The organism is Flavobacterium sp. (assembly GCF_027483985.1).
Lineage (GTDB): Bacteria > Bacteroidota > Bacteroidia > Flavobacteriales > Flavobacteriaceae > Flavobacterium.
Window position 1 is genome coordinate 24,109 of sequence record NZ_JAIXTJ010000008.1, and the last position, 22,406, is coordinate 46,514.

Below are 22,406 nucleotides of genomic sequence, written 5' to 3' on the forward strand. Positions count from 1 at the left end.
CAAAAAGGGTTTATAATTTATCTACAAAATCTTGCATCATTTTTAAAATTGATTCAAATTCAGATTGCAATATGGTAGATTGTTCTTTTAAATTATCTTCATATTCTTCGGCAATATAGTAACTTTTTTCTAGACCAAGAATAGAAACTTTATGTTTCAGTTTGTGAACGCTTTCTGCAGCCAATTTATAGTTTTTAGTTTTAATTTGGTTTTGATATAAAGCCACTTCTTCAGGCAATTCTCTTTTTAAGATTCCGATAATTTTGGCTTTAAATTCTTCGTTATCGCCTGATAACTGATTGATATAATTTGAGTTTGGTTGTTCCATTAGTTTTTTGGTATTGTAAAATAAAACGTAGTTCCAATTGCTTGTTGGCTTTCTAACCAAATTTTACCTTCATATAAATCGATGATTTTTTTCACAATTGAAAGTCCAATTCCTGATGATTGATCGTTATTTTCTAATTTGGAAAACAAATCGAATATTTTGGCTTGGTAACGTTCTTTAATTCCGATTCCGTTGTCTTTTATATAAAATTCGATTTCAGTTTCGTTCTCCTTACTTCCAATTTCAACAAATCCGTTTTCTTTATCGTTGTATTTTATGGCATTTTGAATCAAATTTTGAAACAATTGCTTGAATCTAAAATCGTTTCCAAACACTTTTGGCATTTCATTTTTAAAGATTATTTCAATGTGATTTGGAACCGTAATAGTTCTGATAACCTCATCAATTAAAATATTCAAATCAATGGTTCTGTCTTCGGTTTCCTGTTTATCAATAGACGAATAATCTAAAATTCCTTTGATTAACAAATCCATTTTTTCAACATTTGACAAAATTAAATCAAGTGATTTTTGATTTTTTTCATCTAAAATTTCGGCGTTATCTTCTTTGAACCAATTAATTAGCGTGTCAATACTTCGCAAAGGCGCTTTTAAATCGTGTGAAACTACGTGCGCATATTCATTCAACGCTTGGTTTTGCTTTTCTAGATTTTGAAGTAATTCCTCACGTTGTTTGTTGATTCGTACAATTTCTAAAGATTGCTCTTTCACGTAATCGGCCGAATTTAATTGCGTTGAATTGGCTAAAAAATTGTTTTCTAAATTCATCGAATTCAGAATAGTTTCTAAATTTTTATTTATTTCCTTTAAACTTTTAGCTTCGTCACGTAGTTTTTGATTGGCTTCAAACAACTCATCAGAACTTATCTTCATTGCGCGTTGCAACAAAGAAATTTGGCTTTCAAAGTTGTTGTAAGAATCGTCTACCGCATTAAAAAATTGATCGATATCGTTCAATCCGTTCTTTAATTTTTTTTCAATTTGTCGTTTTAAAAGTGAATTCATTATTCGCTTATCAAAGTTAAAGTCATTGTTTGATTGTGTAATTCGCAAGAAGAATCGCCGTTAAATGGCGCCATTTCTCCGTAAGAGTAAAATCCTGTAATGGCTACATTTTCGCCTATAATTTCTTGAACTTGCTCTATTTCTTCTTCTACTCTTTGGTTCATCACTAGCTTTCGACCAACGCAACTCACAATTAAAGCAATTTGCGGCGGATTTTTACGATCTTTCATTGCGATTTCGGCTGCGTGTTGTGCGCCATCAGCAATACCGTCAATGGATGCCATCATTAATTGCACTCTCGAATTAACTGGAACATCACCAGCTAAAACCATAGAATTATTTTCATTATTAATACTTAAAATAGTTCGAACAACAGGTTCATTTTTTCCTTCAGGAGTTACATTTAATGGATATAATAACGATGCTTGCGGCAATTCGCTTGCTTTATCACCAAGGTATTTTTTGTATAAATCTAAAGCTGGCATATCATCAATTTCAAAAAGAATATTGGCTTTAGAACTTGTAATTTTTCGTTCAGGACCAAACGGAATCCAACCGCCAAAACTAGCAAAAGAAATGTCTAAAGTTTCACCATAAAATCCGATTAAAACTACTTCGCCTTCTTTTGGATTTTCTTTGTATGAAGCTACGGTTTTTTCAAATCGGGCATCATCTCCACACATTCCGCCTGTTAATGAAATTGATGAATTTTTATTAAATTCTAATCCATTTATTAAAGAACTTCCGTTTACAAAACTGCCTTCAGAAACTACAAATAGGTGTTTTAAATTTTCTTTTGGCATTTCATTAAATAAAGCTTCGCCAAGTGGTTTTGCTTTTTTATCGTACTTTAAAATGTTGTCACTTTTTACAATAAATGTGCTTTTTTCAAATTCGATTGCGGTTACAGAAATGGAATTATCATTTACATTACAACGAATAATTTCACCTGATGTAGAACCAAAAACAATATGTTCGTAAGGAAATTGGTTTCGAATATCGGCAATAACCGTTTCATCTTCTAACAAATAACGATTCGCAAAAACTAATACTAATGGGTTTTTTAATTCGATTTTATCTTGTAAGAATTTCCAATCTTGATTTTCTAGTTTTGAGGCTTGAACTATTTTCATCTCGAAATTTTTATTTGTTTAATTGTATGAAAAATGTGGTTCCTTTTCCGTTTTCACTTTCAATCCAAATTTTTCCATTATAATTATCGACTATTTTTTTTACTATCGAAAGTCCTAATCCAGTAGATTTTTCAGATTTTTCTAACGATTGAAATATTTTAAATATTTTTTCCTGGTTCTCTTTTGCAATTCCTGGACCGTTATCTTTAATTGAAAAAATGAAATGTTTTGAATCTTCCGAACAACTTACTTCTACAATTCCGATTGGTTTATCAATATAATTTACAGCATTACTTATTATATTCTGAAACAATTGTTGCACTCTAAATCGATCGGCGTCAATAATAGGCAAAACATTAGTTATCGTTACTGAAATATGGCTAGGAATATGAATAATATTAATGATGTTTTGAATGATTTCTTGAGTATTCACTTTTTCGCAAACCACATCAACTTTGTCAATTTTTGCATAAGTCAAAATACCTTCAATTAAGTGATCCATTTTTTCAACTTTACCTTCAATCATTGAAAGATACTGAGTTGTTTGTTCGTTAAGTTCTTTGTCGTTATCTTCTTTAATCCACGAAATTAATGAATGAATGCTTCGCAAAGGCGATTTTAAATCGTGCGAAACAATGGCTGCATAGTCTTCAAGTTCTTTGTTACTTTTTGCTAAACTTTCTACTAAAAACTCGCGTTGTTGTTCCAATTCTTTTTTCTTGGTAACATTTTCTTCTATAGCAAAATATTTTACAATTTCGCCATTTTTATTGTATAATGCTTGACCTTGAATACTCACCCAATATTTTTTTCCGTGTTTTGAATAATTAACAACTTCACAATTAAAAGGCAATCCTTTTGCAATAGCATCTTTCATATAATTGACAGTATCTGGATTGGTTTCTTTTCCTTGCAATAAATGTCCGGGTTTTTTGCCAAGAATTTCTTCCATTTGATAACCTGACATATCCAAAAAGCTTTTATTTGCCCATTCAATTTTACCATCAGCATCAGAAATAATAACCGCATTTATATTTTTTTCGGCAATTAATGACAATAAATAAAGTTGCTCTTCTTGTTCTTTTTGTTCGGTAATATCAAGATGAATTCCGATGGAACCAACAACTTTTCCGTTAATGTCATAATTTGGCGCGCCACTAATCAACCAATTACGATTTTTCCCTGATTTATCAATGACTTTCACTTCATAGGAATCTGTTTTACCTTCTTCACGAAGAACTTCCTTACTTTTAACTGTTTCTCTACTATCATTTGTAAGCAGTAAATCGGCAGCCTTTTTACCAATTAATTCGTCAGAAGTGTAACCACTTATCTCTGTAAAACTTTGATTTGCTAAGGTAATTACATCATTTTTATCAACCTCTAAAAGTCCTAGATTCATATTGGCAATAATACTTCGGTATTTCTCTTTTTCGATTTGCAGACTCTCGTCGTAGCGCTTTTTTAACGAAATATCTTCAATCATAGCAAAAAATTGAAGCACTTGTCCGTCTGGATTTAAGATTGGTTGTCCTTTGGTTTTTGCCCAAAAGTTACTTCCGTCTTTTCTTCCGTGTTTTAACTCAACATCAAAAGGTTGACCTTTAAAAAATGAACTTGTCATTTTCTTTAGTTCGCCTCTATCGGTTTCTTCAATAAACCCAATTTCAATTGGTGTTTTGCCAAGAATTTCTTCTTTAGAATATCCAGAATGTTTAATGTAAGATTCGTTACACCAAAATATTTTTCCGTCTGGTTCAGTAAATACAATTCCGTTCTCATTGGAACTTGCTACTAAGGAAAGTCGGTTTAACTCTTCTTTATCTTTTTTTAATTTATTTTTTTGATTGTTAATTGTAGTCAACAATTCTTTCAATTCGTTAGAAATATTTTCCTGGTTGTTTAATACGTGAAGCAAGTCTAAAAGCGGATCGTGTAAAGCAAAATCGTGCAACGTCAGTTTTTTTTCAACCACCTCATTCATCGAATTGAACCAAGGCGAACCAACAAATAACAATGAATCTCCAACTAGTTCAAATTGTCCTCGAAGTGATAATTCACTTTTTTTACATTTAACAACAGTAAGTTGATTACTATTTAAGACCAATTCGTTAAAAGTTGGATTTTCAAATCTTGGTCTGCTTACTTCAAAACAATCAACAAATGAAAAGGAGTTTTGAATTTCGGGGCAAATTTTGGCTATGCTTTTTCCAAAACTTTTTATTTTTAGAGTAGTATCAATTAGAATATAAAAAGGGAATAATCGATTGAAATTATCTTCGCTAAATTTAAATTCTAATGCTTCCATATTACCAATTTATTTTGAAAATTTCGTGAGTACTACCTTCATCGCGACTTTGAATTAATTCTAGTGAAACCGGAGAATTAAACATTTTGCCTAAACCTTGAAGTAACCCACGAACAAACTCTTGCAAGCCTTGTCTTTTAGAAAAATAATGCAAATTCAAACCGTGTTCTGTAACATCACTTACTTTAAATTCTGGTGGTGTTAATTTTGGATAAATCAACATCACACGATTATGAAAATTAGGTAAATTTACTAAAAAATCCCTTAAATTATCGCCGCCTGAATTCATTAATCCCGGATATTTTTCGGTTGTAGTTTTAATAACCCACCATTCACCAAAAGCAATTAGCACATCACTTAAAGACATATTCATTTCTTCAGAAACCGCTATAGCCAATTTAAAAGTCACGTCGTCATCATATGGCTCGCTACTGATAAAAAAATCAATATCAACTCCGCTTCGTTCTTTGATTGCGTCCCATTTTTCTTCACCAAAATTGGTAATTACTAAATCTTCAATCGCTTTATTTACTATTCCGTACATATTATTGAGAAATTAATTCGTTTGTACTCCAATATTCGAGCATTTTTTTAATTCTTTCTACGTAATCGTCATATTTTAATGGTTTTAAAACATAACCAGCAATGCCAATTTTATAGCATTCTAACACATCTTTGTGATTATTAGATGTTGTTAATATAATAGCTGGAATGTATTTTAAATAGTCATCAGCTTTAAGTATTTGCAAAAATTCAATACCGTTTATTTTTGGCATATTTAAATCTAAAATAATAATATCAGGAATGATCTCTTTATCTTTTAATATTGATAGAGCTTCTTCACCATTATTAGCCTCAATAATTTTATGATTCAAACCAAGTGTTTTTATAACTCGATTGAATTTCATTACTTCGATAGTATCATCTTCTATTAAAAGAATGTTTAATGATTTAGTCATCTTTACTTTTTAGTGTATTTATCCAATTTCAAAAATAATTTAAATCACAGCGATTTGCTTATTATTTCGTTAGTCTAACTATAAGTGTAGACGAATGGTAAAAAAGTGTAGACGAACGGTTTTTAAAAGTTAATTTGCTTTAAAACTAATATTAATAACAAATTTGAAATAATAAATTTTGTCGAATTATGTCTACATTAGTAAAAACAACACTTTAAAGAAATTTGATGAAAAGCAAAAAAATACGTCTATAAACCTATTCTATTTAAAAATATAAGAATTATCTTATTTAAAAATTTATTGTATTAATTCACTTTGTACTTTTTTTGTCAAACTTGCAAACACCAAATCATAAGAATGATTTATTAGTTCCAACATCATTTTATTGGAAACATCACCATTAAAATCGATAGTATTCCAATGAATTTTACTCATGTGATAACCTGGATTTATGGCTTCATATTCGGCACGAAGTTCTAATGCCTTTTCTGGATCACATTTCAAATTTAAAGAAGGTGTTCCTTTTTCCCATTCTTTTAAAGAAGTAAGACAAAACATCTTTCCACCAACTTTAAACACCAAAGTATCTTCGTCAAACGGAAAATGTTCGGTTACACCTTTTTTGGAAAGACAGAATTCGTAGAGTTGTTGAATGTTCATTTTTTAAAGTGATTAGTGATGAGTAATTAGTGATTAGCTTTTGACTATTCACTAATTAATATTTACTTGTTATTATTTTCTCCATCATTTTTTCAGGATGCGCTAATGAATTAAATCCGAATTTTTCATATAAAAAATGAGCGTCAGAAGTTGCTAATCTCCAAATTTTGACTTGTTGTAATTTGGGTTCGGTCATCATTGCGTTTATTAAAATTGATGAATAGCCTTTTCCTCTGTGATTTTGATCAATAAAAACATCCATTACGTAAGCAAAAACTACATAATCGGTGATTACTCTGCAAAAGCCAATTTGCTTTTCATCCAAATAAATTCCAAAGCAAAACGAACTATCAATTGTGGTTTGAACTTCTTCTATCGTTCGTCCTGCAGCCCAATAAACATCTTTCAAAAAGTTTTGAATAAATGGAATGTCGAGTTTGGATTTGTCTGTTGAAACGGATATCATTTGATTAACGATTGTTGATTAACGATTGTTGATTTTTGAAGTTCTGAAATCTGAAATCAAAATTCAGAAATCTTAAATAATATTGGTTTTGATGGCGAAGCATCATTTTCAAACGAAGCAATTTGTAAATTTAAAATATAACTTCCATCTTGAACAGTATCTTCTACAAAAATCATTTCGGTTATGGTGCAATTCAAGCGTGCATCATCGTTTAAATTATTTACATCTTTAACATTCCAAAATGCTTTATGTGCTAATAATTTTCCTTCATCTTCTTCTCTATCAACACTCGGCAAATCGATTAATAAATGTTGAATTCCGATTTCTCGGATGTAAATTGCTGCTTCTTCTGATAAATATGGCGGATTGGTTTTGGAATAATTTTTATGTTTTTTCGATTCTGAATTTGGTAATGTTCGAATAATAAGTGCTTGTGGATTGTCGATTTGCGCGTGTAATTTCTCCTGCGTCGAAATGACAAAATGACTTTGAATTTGTTTCTTTGTAATTACCAAATCACCATTTATATTTTCTGGTGTAATCGAAATCAATTCGGCTGTGAAGAAAAACTGTTTCAAACATTGATTTATCGAATAAAACTCTCGCGTAATGTGTCCGAGACATTCGGTATGCGTTCCGTGTCCGTGTGGATTGAAGAAAATATTGTTGAAATTGGTCGAACTTCCTTCAGAAACTTTTCCTATCCAATCGCCAAAAACTACTGGTTCAATTTCGGGCTTTTTGATGTACCACGCAATTGGGTTTTTATCAGTATTGGATAATGGAATGGAAATATCAATTGGTTTTGATAAGTCGATTTGGAAATTTTGGATTTTTGCTATCATTTATGCTGAACTTGTTTCAGCATCTTTTCAACTTTACGTAAATCTGTTAAAAAGACACTAATTTATAACTCCAAATATAAATCTTTTAATTCAGGATTTGAACCTTTTGCTAAATTCCATTTCCAATCTTTATGCCAATTCTTTAATTGTTTTTCTCTTGCAAATGCATCTCTATAATCATCAAATTCCTCAAAATATATTAAAATAGAAGCACTATATTTTTTTGTAAAAACAGCTCCAGTTCCATCTTTATGACATTCTATCCTGTATTTCAAATCTTTCGTAGCACCAATATATAAAACCGAAAAGTTTTTGTTTGTCGTTATATAAGTGTATCCTTTGATCATATTTAGTTTTCTTACGTTCAACAGATGCTGAAACTAGTTCACACATTTTTCTTACTATTCAACAGATGCTGAAACTAGTTCAGCATAAACAAATCACTTGCAATTCCATCGCTTAAAAACTTTCCTTTTTTGGTTGTTCGCAAAACATTTTCGTCTACAAAAAGTAAGTGATCTTCAATATATTTTGCTGCTTGTTGGTTGAGATAGTCTAAAAAAGTTGTGCCAAATTCAGTTTGAATTCTATCTAAAGAAATTCCCCAAATGGTTCGCAAGCCAGTCATAACATATTCATTATATCTATCGGTTTTGGATAACATTTCGGTTTCTGATGGTAGTTTATTTTCTTGAATGGATTTCAAATACAAAGTATTATTTGACACATTCCAACTACGTTTTTCTCCATCATAACTGTGAGCTGAAGGACCAATTCCGATGTATTTTTTGCCTAACCAATAACTCGAATTGTTTTTAGAGAAATAATTTTCTTTTCCGAAATTGGATAATTCGTAGTGAATAAAATCATTTTCAGATAATTTATCAACCAAAATCTGAAAATGCTCTTGAGCTACTTCATCATCTGGTTGCGGAATAATTCCTTTTTGGATAAACGAATGCAAAGCGGTTTTTGGTTCAACCGTCAAAGCATAGCTTGAAATGTGTGGAATATTAAAAGACAAAGCAGTTTCGATATTCTGAAGCCATTTTTCGTTGCTCATTTCTGGAATTCCGTAAATTAAATCGACTGAAATATTATCAAAATATTGTGTGGCAAATTCGAGACATTCTTTCGCTTCCGCAGAATTATGAGCGCGATTCATCATTTTTAAGTCATCTTCAAAAAACGATTGAATTCCGATAGACAAACGATTTATTTTATTGTCTGACAATTCTATTATTCGTTCTTTCGATAAATCATCTGGATTGGCTTCAACCGTAATTTCAGGATTTTCAGTTACTTCAAAATTCTTATATACTTCATTAATCAAAAATCGTAAATCCTCAATCGCTAATATAGATGGAGTTCCTCCACCAAAATAAATGGTTTCTACCACTTCGTTTTGAAACTCACTTTTACGCATTTCAATTTCTTTAGCCAACGCCAAAACCATCTCGTCCTTTTTCTTCAATGAAGTAGAAAAATGAAAGTCGCAGTAGTGACAAGCTTGCTTGCAAAAAGGTATGTGTATGTAAATTCCGGACATTTTTAGTAATTGAATATTAAAATCATAGGCAATAAAATACTTAAAAGAAAGAAAATAAATCCAAATAAATTATCAGCAAATAAACTTACATCGCCTGAATAAAATAATTCTCTAGGAGGAATTTTTGGATCTCTTTTTTTTCTTTTCCAAAAAGGTATTAACATTAATCTATATAACAACAAAGAATATAAAGGACTGTACCAAAACAACAAAAAATTGGGTTTTGAGAATTCATTTACACTAATTTTATAAGTTGTGATGAAAGCAAAAATGATTGTAATTAAAAAGAGTATCATAAATGACTTTTTTTCCCTTAATGCCTTCCTACTTATAAAAAATATTGTTGGGATAAGAATTATTGCAATGAATGAAAACTCCTCAAAAAATTTACTCATAAACTATTTTTTAACTCGAGATTCATTTTCTTTAACAAAAGCATCCCAACCCGAATAACTTTTTTCGCCCACGACTTTTCCGGAATTGAAAAAATGACAAACAGCGGCTGCTAATCCATCGGTTGAATCTAGGTTTTTTGGTAATGTTTTTAAGCCTAAAAGTTGTTGTAGCATTTTGGCTACTTGTTCTTTGCTGGCGTTTCCGTTTCCGGTTATTGCCATTTTTATTTTTTTGGGTTCGTATTCTGTAATTGGAATATCTCTTGAAAGTCCGGCTGCCATTGCAACGCCTTGTGCTCTTCCCAACTTCAACATTGATTGCACGTTTTTGCCAAAAAATGGTGCTTCAATAGCAATTTCGTCTGGATGATGCGTGTCGATTAATTCGATTGTTCGTTCAAAAATGACTTTTAATTTTTGATAATGGTTGTCGTATTTACTCAATATCAACTCATTCAACTGCAGAAATTCCATTTTCTTGTTGACTACTTTTATCAATCCAAAACCCATAATGGTTGTTCCTGGGTCGATTCCTAAAATTATTCTTTCGTTTGCCATTTTCAGTTGTCAGTGTTCAGTTGACAGTTATCAGTTGCTTTTAGTGAGTAATATTCACTCTCAAAATAGTACATTTGTAACAATGATTACAATTCCTCACAAAGCTAAACAATTCTTGGTTTTTTCAGTCAAACTTTTGATTGTTGTTGGTGCATTTTATTTTATTTACAACCAGTTGGCTTCCAATGACAAATTGGATTGGGATAAATTTTTGGTTCTATTTTATAAAAATCAATCGTTTGCAGGAATTTCGTTTATTTTACTTTTTAGTTTTTTGAATCGATTTTTTGAAATTCTGAAATGGCAAAATCTGGCGCAAGTTGTAAAACCTATTTCTCTTAATGAAGCTACGAAACAAGTTCTTGCAGCTCTAACTTTGGGTGTTTTTACTCCAGTTGGCGTTGGTGAATATGCTGGGAAAGCATTGTATTTTGAGAAAAAAGATACCAAGAAAATTATTTTTCTGAACTTAATTTGTAATGGTGTTCAAATTGTTGCCACAGGAATTTTTGGCATTCTTGGGTTGATGATTTTAGGTTATTGGCTTTGGAGTTTCGGAATAATAGCAATTACAATTGCATTTTTTCTGTTTTCTTATTTCACAAAAAAAATCAAAATTAAAGGCTATTCTATTGAAGATTTGATTGAAAAAATCAATGAAATTCCGAAGAAAATTCATCGTAAAAACTTGATTTTAGGATTTTGTCGATACTTAGTTTTTTCGCATCAATACTATTTTTTGTTTTTAGCATTTGATGTCGATTTGCCTTATTCAACTTTAATGGCAACTATTACAACGGTTTATTTTTTAGCTTCGATTGTTCCTAGTTTTCAGTTTTTGGACTTTGCTTTGAAAGGAAGTTTGGCAATTTATTTCTTTGGATTGCTTGGTGTTAACGAATGGATTGTGGTTTTTGTAACGATGCTGATGTGGTTTTTAAATGTGGTTTTGCCTGTGATTTTTGGTAGTTATTATGTAATGATTTTTAAGGTTTCTAAACCAGTAAACCTAAGCATTTCCGAAAAAAATTAAACACATAGAAACATAGATTAAAAATATCCTAAAAGAATCTTCGATTTTTTAAAGTTAACATAGCTATGTGAAAAATAAAATGTCTTTTTCATTTCTTTAAAAACAATATGATCTCTATGATTCTATGTGTTTAAAAAAGTTGAAATACATTTATCCTTGCCAATTGTAAGTTTGTGAAATCCTTTAATTTGTGTAAATTCGTGCAATTCGTGTAAAATCGTTACTTATGATTGAAATTGTATTATTCGTTGTTTTAGTAATTTATGTTGTGTTTCTTTTGCAACTAATAATTGGTTTTGATAAAATAAAATCATTTGTAAGACCGGATGAAAAACCTGTTACTAAATTCTCGATAATTGTTCCTTTTAGGAATGAAGAGAAGAATTTACCGAAACTTTTAAAGTCGATTTCTAAGCTAAATTATCCGAAGGATTTATTTGAAATTATAATGGTAGATGATTTTTCTACCGATGCTTCGGAGCGCGTTTATATCAAATGGCGTATGGAAAATGGATTGATTGAAACTACACTTTTAGAAAACTTACGATTATCCAATTCACCAAAAAAAGATGCGATTTCACGAGCTATACCGATTTTGAAACACGATTGGGTTGTTACCACTGATGCCGATTGTGTTGTGAAAAAAGATTGGCTGCTGACTTTGGACAATTTTATTCAAAAAAATAACGCCGAAATGGTTGTTGGTGCTGTGGTTTATAAAACAAAAAACAACTGGTTTCATCAGTTTCAGCAATTGGATTTATTGAGTTTGCAAGGAACTACGATTGGAAGTTTTGGAATTGGAAAACCATTTATGTGTAACGGAGCAAATTTTGCTTACACCAAAAAGCTTTTTAATGAAATTGGAGGTTTTGGAGGAAACAACAAAATGGCAAGTGGCGACGATGTTTTCTTATTGCAAAAAGCACTGAAAAACCATTCGGATAAAGTGCAATATTTAAAGAATACTGATACCATTGTAAAAACAAAACCTGAAAACGATTTGTATAAATTGTTTATGCAACGCGTTCGTTGGGCAAGTAAAACAACTGGATATTCTGGATATTATTCTAAAAGTTTGGCGGTTGTGGTTTTGGCTATGAATTTTGGATTGGTTTGTTGTTTATGGTTTGTAGTTTGTGATTTGTTGTCTTGGAAAACGTTACTTATTGTGTTTTCAATTAAATATTTTGTGGATTATTTATTGTTGTTGAAATCGAATCACTATTTGAGAAAAGGCAAATTTATTTTTCCGTTGGCGAGTAGTTTGGTATATCCTTTCTTTTGTAGTTTGGTTGGGATTTATTCGCTTTTTGGTAGTTTTTCTTGGAAAGGTAGAAGTTTTAAGAAATAGTTTTATTGAAAACGATTGCCCTAGCCCAGATGGAAATGAAAAGCTTTTTATTGAAAAAATATAATTTTTCTTGATGAAAAAAAGCGACCAACGGAAGCTCTTTTTTTATCGTAGAAAAACTTATTTTTTAATAAAAACTTGTAATGTATAGCTGGAATTAGCTTCAAAAAATTACTTTTCGGTTTTGATAATTACTGGTAAAATGAATTGCGTTTTTACCGGAATTCCACGTTTTATAGCCGGATTTACTTTAGGAAAATCAACTAGTTTAATTTTGAGAATACTATCAATTTTAATGGTGTCGTAAGCAACCGTATCTTTTGGAAATTGTGGTTCGAATTGCATTGACGCATCAGGATTTACGGTTACTTTAACTTCGATGGTATCAAGCTTTGGGAAAAGAATTCTTAAAGTATCAACGCTTAATTTTTCTTGAATTGTGCTGGATAAAACCTCAAAAAAACATTGCTTTCGTTGAGCATCGTCAGTAATTGCCTCACAATCTACAATTGAAGGATATTGGTCTACTTCTTTCCAATTGATTTCTTTTAGTTCTTTTTCAAGCAATTCTTGTTCAGAAGGCATTGGCTTCTCAAAATATTGACAAGATTGTAAAACAAAAAGTGCTGTAAAGAATAAAACCTTTTTCAATGGACTATTTTTTGGAATTTAAATATTCAGAATAACTTCTGTTGAACCATTCTTGTTTGGATTTTTGGGCTTCTTCTTTTTGATCTTTGTATAATAGTCCGAGTTTTTCAGAGTAAATTGCAATTTTAATAGTGTAAGTATAAAATTCTTCTTTAGTTAAAACGATTTTGGAATCACTTTGTTTTTGGAAAAACTCAAAGAATAAGGTGTCGAAGTCTTTTTTACTGTAGGCTTGGACTTCTTTTTTATATTTGGTGTAAATTGCCTCTTTGACTGCAATATCGGGATCAACAACTGGTTTTTCTTGTCCGAAAGCATTGCTTACTGCACAAAAAATTAGGAAGTAAAAAACTGTTATTTGAATTATTTTTCTCATATTGGTCTCAAAAATACTAAAAAAATAGTTTAATGGATATTATATTAGTTATTCTTGGTTTAATTTGCTGTATTGTTGGCCTTTTTGGGAGTTTTTTACCGGCTTTGCCTGGACCACCAATTAGTTGGTTGGGTTTATTGTTTTTGTATTTAACCAATTATGTAGAAAATAATTATTGGGTTTTGGGGATAACGTTACTGCTAACGGTTATTATTTCAATTTTAGACTATGTTATTCCTGCAAAAGGCGCCAAGAAATTTGGTGGCACAAAATACGGAATTTGGGGAACCAACATTGGATTAGTAATTGGACTATTTTTTCCGCCAATTGGCTTTATAATTGGATTGTTTGTAGGTGCTTTTATCGGGGAGTTAATTTACAACTTTGAGGATAAAAAAGGCGCATTGAAAGCTGCAACTGGAGCATTTCTTGGATTTTTGGTTTCCAGTTTTATGAAATTTATGTTGTGCTTGTCGTTCTTGATTTTATTTTTAATTGTATCTATCAAAAACTTATCTTGGTAAAAAAATAAAAAAGCCATCTCGAATAAACGAGAAAGCTTTTCATTGGTCTAACTACTAAACCTTTTTGCTACGAGTTACAAAGTCGTAGCGAAACAACACAACTATTGTGAATGATTTGTTTATTTACTAACAACTCATTTCATTTACTTCTTTGGGCAAAAAAGCACTTCATTTCTGAAGTGCTTTCCCAATTAAGCGGTCTGGACGGGACTCGAACCCGCGACCCCATGCGTGACAGGCATGTATTCTAACCAACTGAACTACCAAACCTTGCTTTACTTATTCACTTATTGCTTATTTCAGTGGCCTTCCGTGAACTTGTTTGCGGTTGCAAATATACACACGTTTTTTATTTCTGCAACTATTTTTTTACTTTTTTTTGATTTTTTTTCAATGAAATCAACCAAAGTTTTGTTTTTCAACCAAGTAAGTTGTGAGAATTTTTTCAAAATTTGCTCCAACATTTACTGGAACGTACTTTATTTTGTTCTGAGCACAGGTTAAAGACAGTTTTTTAAAGTAGTCTGAAACCTTTTTTTCGTATTCTTCTTTAATGTTTTCAGAATAAAGATTTACAATTTCACCAGATTCAACATCGATAAACTTTCTTGGTGTGTTATCAAAGTTGAAATTTAGCTCTGTTTTTTCGTCAATAACATGAAAAACGACTACTTTATGCTTGTTGTGCTTTAAGTGTTGTAATGCATTTAAAAGCTGCTCGTGATCGCCGTCTTGAAACATATCTGTAAACAACACAATCATCGAACGACGGTGCATTTTTTCGGCTATTAAATGCAAGTACGTTATCGTATCGGTGTTTTTGGGTGTTTTAGAATTTTCAAGCAGATTGTCTAATTGATTTAAAAGCATTCTGTGTTGCCTGTCGCTACCTTTTTCTGGTGCATAGTATTCATATTTATCTGAAAAAACGCTTAACCCTACCGCATCGCGTTGTTTCTTTAACAAATTCATCAAAACTGCTGAGGCTAAAACTGAAAATCCGATTTTACTTTCGTAAAATGATTGATCGCTTTTTAGTTTTGGAAAATGCATTGACGAAGAATTGTCAATAATTAAATGACATCTCAAATTGGTTTCTTCTTCGAATCGTTTGGTGTACAGTCTATCTGTTTTTGCAAATAGTTTCCAATCGATGTGTTTGGTGCTTTCGCCCGGATTATAAATTTTATGTTCGGCAAACTCCGCTGAAAACCCGTGAAATGGCGATTTGTGCATTCCTGAAATAAAACCTTCGACTACTTGATTGGCCAAAAGTTCAAGATGCTTGAATCCTGAAATTATTTCTTTTTGTTCTTCTATCTTCATAGTTCAAATGTAAATAAAAGTTTAGGAGTTTAAAAGTTTAGGGTTGTTAAAGTTACCAAATGTTGTTGATAATACTTACTTCACAAAAATAGATTACCATTTAGCCCTGATAGGAGAATGTAGCTCTCGTTTTTACGAGACTACTTCGGATAGCAGGAATATGGTGCACAAAAATGACCAAAACATTCGCTCAAAAAAAAGTCCAATCAAGTTTTGAAACTCAATTGAACTTTTTAGTATATCAATTTTATACTACAACAATGCGTCGATTGCATCAGTGTAGGTCTTTTTTGGTGCTACACCAACTTGACGACCAACAACTTCTCCGTTTTGGAAAATTAAAACTGTTGGAATGTTTCTTACGCCATATTTTGCAGCGAACTCTTGATTAGCGTCTACATCTACTTTTCCTACTACAGCTTTTCCTTCATACTCTGCAGAAACCTCATCAATAACTGGTCCAACCATTCTACACGGTCCACACCAAGCTGCCCAAAAATCTACTACTACAGGTTTGTCTGATTTTAATACTACTTCATCAAAAGTAGCATCTGTTATTGCTAATGCCATATTTTTATATTTTTAAGTTTCTAAATTTATACTGCAAAGATAAAGAAACATTTTTGTAATGAAATGTAACTTATATTACTTTTAGCTATTTTTTAATTGAAAGAATTGATTAGTTTAATTTAAAATTCAAATTCATCTTCTCTAATTCCTCTAATAATTCTTTAGAAATTTTGACTTTGAGCTTTCTGCTTTTCATTTCTAATGAAGTTACTTTTCGTAGTTCTTCGACTTCGGTTTTAACGCTTTGAATTGGTAATTCGTCTAAATGTTCTCCATCAGATTCTAGTTCCATTTCATCCATTTCAATTTCAGAATCTTCGTCAGATTCAGTTGAAATAATTTCGGTTTTGGCTGGAATTGTTTCGATGGTTCGTTTTACTATTTCAGTTTCTACTACTTCAAAATCTACTTGTTTATCACCTTCATTCGCTTTAAAAACCGCACTTAATTGTTGCATCAAATTTTCTTTTAAATCGGATATATTCAGTTGAATTGCTAATTTTTTTGCGAAAGTTGGTAAAACATCGGCTAATAACTTGGCATCGATAAAATTTATTTGTGGATCAGATTTTTTTCCAGTTTCACGATTTACCCAACCATCTTTGACGTGGATTTTGAAATAAATGAATTGATTATTAACCAAAAAATGACGGAACTTTAAATATTCTTCATTAAAAATTCTAAAATCGTGACTTTCGTCATAGCCTTCTAGCGTGAACATCGCCCAATCCTTTCCGTTTTTACCTGTTCGATATTGCACATTAGTAACAATTCCGCCAAAGGTTAGATTTTTTCCAATTAAATTTCCTAAACCCTTTAAATGCGTCAACTTAACATTGCAGAAATAGTTCATTTCAAATCGATAATCGTCAAGCGGATGACCCGAAATGTAAATTCCAACCACTTCTTTTTCTTTGGCTAATTTTTCCATTGTACTCCATTCTTCGCAAGGTGGTACAATTGGTTCGGCAATTTGAACATCGCTGGCTTCACCAAATAAACTTACTTGCGATGAATTTTCGTTTTCTTGAAACTTAGAGCCAAATCGGATGGCTTTTTCTAAAAATGTAATTCCTTCACCTTCAATATGGAAATATTGCGCTCGATGAGTATCTGTAAAACAATCAAAACCACCGGCAAAAGCCAAACTTTCAAACGCTTTTTTATTAGCAGAACGCAAATCAATTTTTTTAGCCAAATCGAAAATGGATTTATAACGAGCTTCTTTTCTATTTTGAACTATAGTATCCACTGCATTAGCTCCAACTCCTTTAACAGCGCCCATTCCGAACCGAACAGCATTGTTTTCGTTTACCGTAAATTTATAAAACGATTCGTTTACATCTGGACCTAAAACTTGCAAGCCCATACGTTTACATTCTTCCATAAAAAAGGAAACCTGCTTGATGTCGTTCATATTATTTGACAAAACCGCAGCCATATATTCCGCAGGATAATGCGCTTTTAGATAAGCCGTTTGATAAGCAATCCAAGCGTAACAAGTGGAATGCGATTTATTGAAGGCGTAACTTGCAAAAGCTTCCCAATCTTTCCAAATCTTTTCTAAAACAGTAGCATCGTGACCTTTGGCTGCAGCTTGTTCTATAAATTTAGGTTTCATTTTGTCCAACGTAGCACGGTCTTTTTTACCCATTGCTTTACGTAAAACGTCGGCATCACCTTTAGAGAAATCGGCTAACGATTGTGACAAAAGCATTACTTGCTCTTGATAAACGGTAATTCCATAAGTTTCGCCCAAATATTCTGCACAAGCATCTAAATCATATTTTATTTCTTCTTCGCCATTTTTTCTTCGGACAAATGAAGGAATATATTCTAATGGTCCAGGACGATATAGGGCGTTCATCGCAATCAAATCACCAAAAACAGTTGGCTTTAAATCGCGAAGATATTTTTGCATTCCAGGTGATTCGTATTGAAAAATTCCCACGGTTTCACCTCTTTGGAACAATTCATAAGTTTTAACATCATCAATTGGAAAAGTATCTGGATCTAATTGAATTCCGGTTCTGTACTTTACTAATTTGACGGTATCTTTTATTAAGGTAAGGGTTTTCAAACCCAAGAAGTCCATTTTTAGTAATCCGGCACTTTCTGCAACTGAGTTGTCAAATTGGGTTACATATAAATCAGAATCTTTGGCTGTTGTAACTGGAACGAAATTGGTAATATCACTTGGCGTAATAATTACACCACAAGCGTGAATTCCGGTATTACGAAGTGAACCTTCTAAAACTTTAGCTTGTTGAATGGTTTCACCTGATAATTCTCCGTCGTTTGCAATTGCAATTAATTCTTTTACTCTATCAAATTCATCAGAACGTAATGCTTTTTTAACATCTTCTTCTTTTTCGGAAATGAATCGTGCCAAATTCCATTTAGAAGGCATCATACCTGGAATTAGCTTTGCAATTCTATCAGCTTCAAAAAGAGGTAAATCTAATACACGAGCGGTGTCACGAATAGCCGATTTAGTTGCCATTTTACCATAAGTAATAATTTGAGCAACTTGATTAGAACCATATTTTTTGATTACATAATCCATCACACGACCACGACCTTCATCATCAAAATCGATATCAATATCGGGCATCGAAACCCTGTCAGGATTTAAAAATCTCTCAAAAAGCAAATCGTATTTGATTGGATCAATATTGGTAATTCCTAAACAATATGCCACTGCAGAACCTGCAGCAGAACCACGACCTGGTCCGACGGAAACATCCATTTTTCGTGCTTCGGCAATGAAATCTTGCACAATTAAGAAATAACCAGGATAACCCGAATTGGATATCGTTAATAACTCAAAATCAAGTCGTTCTTGAATTGCTGGAGTTATTTCGCCATAACGTTTTTCTGCTCCTAACATTGTTAAGTGACGGAGATAAGCATTCTCACCACGAACACCACCATCAACTTCATCTTCGGTATTTATAAATTCATCTGGAATGGCGTATTTTGGCAATAAAACATCACGGTAAAGCGAATAGGTTTCAACTTTATCAATAATTTCTTGAATCGTAATAATTGCCTCAGGTAAATCTTGAAATAATTTTTTCATCTCTTCCTCCGATTTGAAATAATATTCCTGATTTGGCAATCCATAACGATAACCTCGTCCTCGACCTATTGGCGTAGCTTGTTTTTCACCATCTTTTACACATAACAAAATATCATGTGCGTTGGCGTCTTCTTTGTTTACGTAGTAAGTATTGTTAGTTGCAACTAATTTAACATTGTGTTTTTGTGCAAATTCAATCAAGGTTTTATTCACTCGGTTTTCATCTTCTTGATTGTGACGCATTATCTCTAGGTAAAAATCATCGCCAAATTGAGATTTCCACCAAACTAGTGCTTCTTCGGCTTGGTTTTCACCGATGTTTAGAATCTTACTTGGAATTTCACCATATAAATTTCCTGATAAAACAATAATATCTTCTTTGTATTGTTCGACTACCGTTTTATCAATTCTTGGCACATAGTAAAATCCATCGATATATGCTATTGATGCCATTTTGGCTAAATTGTGATAGCCTTTTTTATTTTTAGCAAGTAAAACTACTTGATATCCGTTGTCTTTTTTGGTTTTATCCTTATGGTTGTCGCAGATGTTGAATTCGCATCCTACAATGGGTTTGATTTCGCAATCGGTTGGTTCTTCACCTGCTTCAATTGCCGCTTCAATTTTGGGCTTAACCGCTTTGTTATGATTCATAACGGCACTCACAAAATGAAATGCTCCCATCATATTTCCGGTATCGGTCATACTCACTGCTGGCATTTTATGTTTAGCAGCAGCAGCAACCAAAGCAGGAATTGCGATGGTAGATTGTAATACAGAAAACTGAGAATGATTGTGAAGATGAGCAAATTTGGAATGCTTAAAATCTTTTTTGTCTTCGTCAGAAATTTTTGTTTGAACCGTTTCGTTTTCAACTTTTTGAAGTTTCTGTCTTATCTGGTCAGAAGCTTCTTTTAAATTGATGTGTTTGAGACCAATTAACTGAATTGATCTTGGGTTTTTAAGTTGAAAATCTTCAAAATATTCCTGTTCAACTTCAAGTTCTTGTTTGGTAAAAGTTTCGTTACGAATTAATTCAAAAAAACAACGTGTGGTTGCTTCAACATCGGCAGTTGCGTTGTGGGCTTCTGCAAATGGTTCGTTAAAAAGATATTGATGTAATTCGGTTAATGTGGGTAATTTAAATTTTCCTCCGCGTCCGCCTGGGAGTTTTAACAATGATGCCGTTACTTCGGTACAAGTATCTAAAATTGGCATTGAAGCCATTGGAGATTGGATTCCCATTCTGTAGAATTCACATCCCATAATGTTTACGTCAAAACCGACGTTTTGCCCAACAATAAATTTAGCTTTGGATAAAGCGATATTAAATTTCTCCAACATTTCTTTAAGTTGGATACCGTTTTGTTGTGCTAATTCGGTTGATATTCCGTGAATGCGTTCGGCATCATATGGAATATTAAACCCATCAGGGTTGATTAAATAATCTTGATGTTCGACAAGGTTTCCCATCTCGTCGTGCAATTGCCAAGCGATTTGGATACATCTTGGCCAATTGTTGGTATCGGTAATTGGTGCGGCCCAACTTTTAGGTAAACCTGTGGTTTCGGTATCGAAGATTAAATACATCTGAAAGTAATTAGTGATAAGTGAATAGTAATTAGCAAGAAAAAAACTAATTAATAATTACATTTTCAAAAGTACATTTTAAGGAAGAGATTGTCAATTTTAGTTATTAACAAAAAGAAAAATGGTTTGCTATTTAGCCCTGATGCAAGGGAAAATCCTACTATTGTTGCTTACGAGAACCTCAGGCAACAAAAGTAGCTTTGGAAAGGTAGCAGGAAAAAGGATTACAGATAAAACCCAAACAATCCGCTCTTGAAACAAATTTTAATGGAGAATCTGAACAAAGTTCTAATTGAGATTCTGAAACAAGTTCAGAGTAAAAAAAAACCATTCGAATTCTCGAATGGTTTTTGTAGTATAATAAGTTTGAAAAACTAGTATCTTCCTCTGTTACCGCCACCACTGTTTCTATCGTTGTAGCTTGAACCACCACCACGAGAATTACCACCACCGTTGTAACCACCACCACTTGGACGGTTGTTAGAAAAAGATTTTCTTTCTCCTTCTGGTTTTGGTTCTGATTTGTTTACTACAATTGTACGACCTTCAACAGAAGCACCGTTCAATTCAGTAATTGCTTTTTCAGCTTCTTCATCGTTTTCCATTTCAACAAAACCGAAACCTTTACTTCTTCCAGTAAATTTATCAGTAATAATTTTAACAGAACTAACCGATCCGTACACTTCAAAAGACTCTCTTAAATCTGCTTCCTCAATACTCCAAGGAAGACTTCCAACAAAAATGTTCATAATTTTATTTTAAAATTCCTGTCAAAGGTACACTAAATAAAATGTAATCTACTACTAATTAGATATTAATTATTATTTTAACAAAAAAGCCATCCGAAAAATCAAATGGCTTTGTATAAAATATTTTAATTATTTAGGGTGCTGGAATAATTGGAATTCTATAAAACGTTCCGTTTCTGAAATTAACTAATTCTCCACCAAGAGGATTGTTATTAGCATTTACAGCATTGAACTTGAATGTTCCTGTTATTGTATCACCGATTTCGGTTATTATTACTTCTCCATTACTTCCTTCAACATTAAGTACTCTAACTTTAGCGTTATTTCCTCCACCAGTTATTGTTATTACATCTCCAGCTTTATATCCGTTTCCTGGTGAAGCTACTTTTACAGAAGTTACAACGCCACTAGCATTTGTAATTAAACTAAGTGTTAATCCAGAACCTGTTCCTCCAGTTGTTGCATGCGAACTATTGCAAGCATAACCACCATCTAACAACACACAATCTGACGTATAACCTGTTCCGCCAGCTATAATTTGATTGCTAATGTTTGCAACTGGACCATTAACGATTTTGGTCTCGTAATACAACTCAACATCGTCAAAAGAAGAAGAGTAAGTTGCTACGGTATTTTGATTTGTTGTTCCAAAAAAATAGGTTCCTTTGGCCGAACTTGCAATATCAATTTCAACTTCTTCATCTTGAGCAAGTGCAACTAAAGTGATAGAACCATTAGCATTTTTATAGGCTTTGACGTCGATTCCGTTAAAAAAGACATCATCACGATAAGCCTGTAACGCCGGATTACTAAATTTAATTTCTTCGCTACACGAAATCAGAAGAATCGCAACTAAAAATATTGAAATTATTTTTTTCATTTTAAATATATATTACAACCACAAAAATAACTTTTTTCATCAAAT

Annotated in this window: 22 protein-coding genes and 1 tRNA gene; 3 read left to right on the forward strand and 20 right to left on the reverse strand. The window is 32.2% G+C overall.

The annotated features are described in order from the left end of the window. Positions 1-10: 10 nt before the first annotated feature. From Q0050_RS00830 to ruvC, 12 genes are all read right to left on the reverse strand, one after another. Positions 11-328: an Hpt domain-containing protein gene (locus Q0050_RS00830; RefSeq protein WP_298391709.1), complete on the reverse strand. Its 318-nt coding sequence runs from the start codon at positions 326-328 to the stop codon at positions 11-13. Further along, entirely contained in the window at positions 328-1,353 is a 1,026-nt protein-coding gene (locus Q0050_RS00835; RefSeq protein WP_298391711.1) for an ATP-binding protein, read from the reverse strand. Before Q0050_RS00835 ends, Q0050_RS00830 begins: the two co-directional genes overlap by 1 nt. Further along, positions 1,353-2,486, reverse strand: coding sequence for an FIST signal transduction protein (locus Q0050_RS00840; RefSeq protein WP_298391713.1), 1,134 nt, complete (start codon positions 2,484-2,486; stop codon positions 1,353-1,355). Before Q0050_RS00840 ends, Q0050_RS00835 begins: the two co-directional genes overlap by 1 nt. A gap of 10 nt (positions 2,487-2,496) precedes the next feature. Beyond that, complete coding sequence (locus tag Q0050_RS00845; RefSeq protein ID WP_298391715.1) at positions 2,497-4,794, reverse strand: PAS domain S-box protein; 2,298 nt, start codon at positions 4,792-4,794, stop codon at positions 2,497-2,499. 1 nt (position 4,795) lies between these two features. After that, positions 4,796-5,338, reverse strand: a complete 543-nt coding sequence (locus Q0050_RS00850) for a heme NO-binding domain-containing protein (protein WP_298391716.1) — start codon at positions 5,336-5,338, stop codon at positions 4,796-4,798. A gap of 1 nt (position 5,339) precedes the next feature. Further along, positions 5,340-5,753: a response regulator gene (locus tag Q0050_RS00855; protein WP_298391718.1), complete on the reverse strand. Its 414-nt coding sequence runs from the start codon at positions 5,751-5,753 to the stop codon at positions 5,340-5,342. Between the two features lie 297 nt (positions 5,754-6,050). Next, positions 6,051-6,413 (reverse strand): MmcQ/YjbR family DNA-binding protein, encoded by a 363-nt coding sequence (locus tag Q0050_RS00860; RefSeq protein ID WP_298391721.1) that lies wholly within the window; start codon positions 6,411-6,413, stop codon positions 6,051-6,053. Positions 6,414-6,468: 55 nt separating this feature from the next. Beyond that, positions 6,469-6,879, reverse strand: coding sequence for a GNAT family N-acetyltransferase (locus Q0050_RS00865; RefSeq protein ID WP_298391723.1), 411 nt, complete (start codon positions 6,877-6,879; stop codon positions 6,469-6,471). A 56-nt stretch (positions 6,880-6,935) separates the two neighbouring features. Beyond that, positions 6,936-7,724, reverse strand: a complete 789-nt coding sequence (locus Q0050_RS00870; protein ID WP_298391724.1) for a cyclase family protein — start codon at positions 7,722-7,724, stop codon at positions 6,936-6,938. Between the two features lie 62 nt (positions 7,725-7,786). After that, complete coding sequence (locus tag Q0050_RS00875) at positions 7,787-8,071, reverse strand: GIY-YIG nuclease family protein (protein WP_298391726.1); 285 nt, start codon at positions 8,069-8,071, stop codon at positions 7,787-7,789. A 74-nt stretch (positions 8,072-8,145) separates the two neighbouring features. Then, complete coding sequence (gene hemW, locus Q0050_RS00880; protein ID WP_298391728.1) at positions 8,146-9,273, reverse strand: radical SAM family heme chaperone HemW; 1,128 nt, start codon at positions 9,271-9,273, stop codon at positions 8,146-8,148. A 398-nt stretch (positions 9,274-9,671) separates the two neighbouring features. After that, on the reverse strand, positions 9,672-10,226 hold the full coding sequence (ruvC, locus tag Q0050_RS00885) for a crossover junction endodeoxyribonuclease RuvC (RefSeq protein WP_298391730.1): 555 nt from the start codon (positions 10,224-10,226) through the stop codon (positions 9,672-9,674). A gap of 82 nt (positions 10,227-10,308) precedes the next feature. Here ruvC and Q0050_RS00890 point away from each other — a divergent pair, with 82 nt between their 5' ends. Continuing rightward, the gene (locus Q0050_RS00890; RefSeq protein ID WP_298391732.1) at positions 10,309-11,259 is read left to right on the forward strand and encodes a hypothetical protein; all 951 of its coding nucleotides are present in this window, start codon (positions 10,309-10,311) and stop codon (positions 11,257-11,259) included. Between the two features lie 226 nt (positions 11,260-11,485). Beyond that, positions 11,486-12,613 carry a glycosyltransferase gene (locus tag Q0050_RS00895; protein WP_367277137.1) on the forward strand — a complete coding sequence of 376 codons (1,128 nt, stop codon included), beginning with the start codon at positions 11,486-11,488 and terminating at the stop codon, positions 12,611-12,613. Between the two features lie 171 nt (positions 12,614-12,784). Here Q0050_RS00895 and Q0050_RS00900 read toward each other — a convergent pair whose 3' ends face one another. Together Q0050_RS00900 and Q0050_RS00905 are read right to left on the reverse strand one after the other, a co-directional pair. Beyond that, positions 12,785-13,198 carry a hypothetical protein gene (locus Q0050_RS00900; protein WP_298391867.1) on the reverse strand — a complete coding sequence of 138 codons (414 nt, stop codon included), beginning with the start codon at positions 13,196-13,198 and terminating at the stop codon, positions 12,785-12,787. A 70-nt stretch (positions 13,199-13,268) separates the two neighbouring features. Further along, positions 13,269-13,640 carry a hypothetical protein gene (locus Q0050_RS00905; protein ID WP_298391733.1) on the reverse strand — a complete coding sequence of 124 codons (372 nt, stop codon included), beginning with the start codon at positions 13,638-13,640 and terminating at the stop codon, positions 13,269-13,271. A gap of 32 nt (positions 13,641-13,672) precedes the next feature. On the opposite strand from Q0050_RS00905, the gene Q0050_RS00910 reads away from it, so the two are divergent. After that, the gene (locus Q0050_RS00910; RefSeq protein ID WP_298391735.1) at positions 13,673-14,164 is read left to right on the forward strand and encodes a DUF456 domain-containing protein; all 492 of its coding nucleotides are present in this window, start codon (positions 13,673-13,675) and stop codon (positions 14,162-14,164) included. Between the two features lie 196 nt (positions 14,165-14,360). On the opposite strand, the gene Q0050_RS00915 is transcribed toward Q0050_RS00910, so the two are convergent. From Q0050_RS00915 to Q0050_RS00940, 6 genes are all read right to left on the reverse strand, one after another. After that, positions 14,361-14,434: transfer RNA gene (locus Q0050_RS00915), tRNA-Asp, on the reverse strand. Between the two features lie 129 nt (positions 14,435-14,563). Next, positions 14,564-15,490: a DUF58 domain-containing protein gene (locus tag Q0050_RS00920; RefSeq protein ID WP_298391737.1), complete on the reverse strand. Its 927-nt coding sequence runs from the start codon at positions 15,488-15,490 to the stop codon at positions 14,564-14,566. A gap of 252 nt (positions 15,491-15,742) precedes the next feature. Further along, positions 15,743-16,060 (reverse strand): thioredoxin, encoded by a 318-nt coding sequence (gene trxA / locus Q0050_RS00925; protein WP_035128033.1) that lies wholly within the window; start codon positions 16,058-16,060, stop codon positions 15,743-15,745. A gap of 109 nt (positions 16,061-16,169) precedes the next feature. Continuing rightward, the gene (gene dnaE, locus Q0050_RS00930) at positions 16,170-20,732 is read right to left on the reverse strand and encodes a DNA polymerase III subunit alpha (RefSeq protein ID WP_298391739.1); all 4,563 of its coding nucleotides are present in this window, start codon (positions 20,730-20,732) and stop codon (positions 16,170-16,172) included. A 374-nt stretch (positions 20,733-21,106) separates the two neighbouring features. Continuing rightward, on the reverse strand, positions 21,107-21,481 hold the full coding sequence (locus Q0050_RS00935; protein WP_298391741.1) for an RNA-binding protein: 375 nt from the start codon (positions 21,479-21,481) through the stop codon (positions 21,107-21,109). 133 nt (positions 21,482-21,614) lie between these two features. Then, positions 21,615-22,361: a DUF6252 family protein gene (locus Q0050_RS00940; protein ID WP_298391743.1), complete on the reverse strand. Its 747-nt coding sequence runs from the start codon at positions 22,359-22,361 to the stop codon at positions 21,615-21,617. Between the last annotated feature and the right edge of the window lie 45 nt (positions 22,362-22,406).